Genomic DNA, 2,545 nt, shown 5'->3' with positions numbered 1-2,545 from the left:
TGCTGCGGAAAGCCCATGAAGGTCATGGCGGAGAACTCCACGGACGCGGCCCAGGAGAAGCACGTGCCCGTCCGGGAAGGCGTGAACATCAAGGTGGGCAGCGCGGTCCATCCCATGGAGGCGGACCACTACATCGAGTGGATCGAGGTCATCAACGGTGAGCGCGTCTGCCGCTGCTTCCTTAAGCCAGGCGAGAAGCCCGAAGCCGCCTTCGACAGCGCGGAGCCGGGCGCCACAGCACGCGAGTACTGCAACAAGCACGGGCTCTGGAAGGCGCAGATCTAAGCGCTTCAAGACGGCCCATTCAAACAGCAAATTACGTAAGGGGGACGGCCGTCGCCGTTCCCCTTCCTTCAATTTTGGGAGGCGATCACGATGTCCAACACGGAGGGGCGAGATCGGCGGCTCAGGGCGTTCCTGGATGGGCTCTACTTCGCCTACAGCCGGCGCGAGCTCATCAGCCCGGACCCCCTTGAGTTCCTGAAGCCCTACGACCTGCCCGACCGGGAGGTCGTGGCCCTCGTGGCGTCGTCGCTGGCCTACGGCCGCGTGGCGCAGATCCTGCGGAGCGTCCGCCGCGTCCTGAACGCGCTGGGCCCCCACCCCGCCAGTTCCTCCTGGAACGTTCCGAGCGCCTTCCGGAGGCCCTCTCCGGCTTCAAGCACCGGTTCACCACGCCGGAGGACGTGGTGACGCTGCTCTCCCGCACGGCGCTGGCTCTGCGGGAGCACGGCAGCCTCGAGGGCCTCCTGCGCGCCTGCCTGGCGGAGGGCGGAGGGCGGGACCTCCTGCCGGCTCTGGACCGCTTTGCGGACACTCTGTGGCCGGCGGATCGAAGGGGCTTTCCCCTGATCGCGGCCCCCAGGGACGGCAGCGCCTGCAAGCGCCTCTTCCTCTTCTTGAAGTGGATGGTTCGGTGCGACGACGTGGACCCCGGCGGCTGGACGGTCCTCGGTCCGGAGGACCTCATCATGCCGGTGGACACCCACGTCCACGCCATCGCCGTAAGGCTTGGCCTGACCGGACGGAAGCAGGCGGACCTGCGCTCCGCCATCGAGATCACGGACGCCTTTCGGCGGATCTGCCCCAGGGACCCCACGCGCTACGACTTCGTCCTGACGCGCTTCGGCATCCGCAGCGGGATGAGCGAGGAGGACCTGACGGCCGAAGCGCCCCGCTGAAGCGCCCCCCCGCGTCACGCGGAGGCAAAGGCCGCGACGCCGCCCCGTGCGGTTGGCTGTTTTGGACGATAGCAATCCACGCCGCCTCCTGTATAATGAAAAGTCGAAAAAGTCTTTTGCCCCGCTCTGCCGTGCGGCCCCGCGGGCAAAAAATACAGATTCCGGAGGCCTCCCATGACCTTTTATCGCCTGAGTTCAAACACGAGGACCTTTTGAAGATCGCGCCGAAGGACCTTCCCGCCCTGGCCAGCGAGGTGCGGCAGGAGATCATCAGGACCGTCAGCGAAAACGGCGGACACATCGGCTCCTCCCTGGGGGTGGTGGAGCTGACCATCGCCATGCTTCGCTGCTTCAACCCCGTCCAGGACCGCATCATCTTCGACGTCGGGCACCAGTCCTACCCCTACAAGCTCCTCACCGACCGGGCGGGCCGCTTCAGCACGCTGCGCCTGAAGGACGGCCTCTCCGGCTTTCCCCGCCGATCCGAGAGCCCCTGCGACCACTTCAACACGGGGCACAGCAGCACCTCCATCTCCGCCGCGCTGGGCTACGCCAAGGCCCGAGACCTGCTGGGCGAGGACCGGCACGTCGTCGCCTTCATCGGGGACGCCTCCCTCATCAACGGGCTGGCGCTCGAAGCCCTGAACTACGTTCAGGAGACGAAGACGAAGGTCATCATCGTTTTGAACGACAACAAGCACTCCATCAGCAACTGCGTGGGGGGGTTCTCCACGATGCTGGCGCACCTCTCCGCCAGCACGTCCTACAACAAGATCAAGCCGCCATCAAGGACGCCTGCCGCGTGCTGCCCGCGGGCGGCGTCCTGCAGCGGAGCCTGGAGGGCATCCACGACCAGATCAAGAGCCTCGTGAAGCCGAACAACATGTTTGACGACCTGGACATCAACTACTGGGGGCCCTTCGACGGCCACGACGTCGAGGCCTGCCAGGTGGTCTTCGAGCTGGCGAAGCGCTACGACCGCCCCGTGCTGCTGCACTTCAACACCGTGAAGGGCAGGGGGATGCCGGAGGCGGAGGCGGACCCCACGAAGTACCACCAGATGTCCCCCCGCTCTAGCGCCAGGGGACCCAAGCGGCGCAGCTGGAGCGAGGCGGCGTCCGAGGCGACGGAGGCGATGGCGGAGACGGATCCGCGCGTCGTCTGCTTCACCGCCGCTATGTCCACCGGCGTCAAGCTGGAGCGCTTTCGGACGCGCTTCCCGGAGCGGTTCTTCGACGTGGGCATCGCCGAGAGCCACATGCTGACCATGGCCGCGGGCCTGGCGGCGGGGGGGATGCGGCCGTGGGTCTTCATCTACTCCACGTTCCTGCGGCGCGCGATGGACCAGCTGATGCACGACGTCG

Annotated in this window: 1 protein-coding gene and 3 pseudogenes; all 4 read left to right on the top strand. The window is 66.6% G+C overall.

What is annotated here, in order from left to right:
* On the top strand, positions 1–285 hold a 285-nt coding region (locus SY1_RS07835; RefSeq protein ID WP_208873341.1), incomplete at its 5' end, for a desulfoferrodoxin family protein.
* Between the two features lie 90 nt (positions 286–375).
* A pseudogene (locus SY1_RS07825) lies at positions 376–1,181 on the top strand (TIGR02757 family protein).
* Between the two features lie 95 nt (positions 1,182–1,276).
* A pseudogene (locus SY1_RS07820) lies at positions 1,277–2,127 on the top strand (1-deoxy-D-xylulose-5-phosphate synthase N-terminal domain-containing protein); the annotation flags it as partial.
* A 75-nt stretch (positions 2,128–2,202) separates the two neighbouring features.
* A pseudogene (locus SY1_RS12810) lies at positions 2,203–2,545 on the top strand (1-deoxy-D-xylulose-5-phosphate synthase); the annotation flags it as partial.

Origin of the sequence: Fretibacterium fastidiosum (assembly GCF_000210715.1) — a bacterium.
In the GTDB taxonomy this organism is placed as follows: Bacteria; Synergistota; Synergistia; order Synergistales; family Aminobacteriaceae; genus Fretibacterium; species Fretibacterium fastidiosum.
The sequence above is the reverse complement of the archived record's forward strand: the minus strand, read 5'-3'. Positions and strand labels throughout refer to the sequence as shown.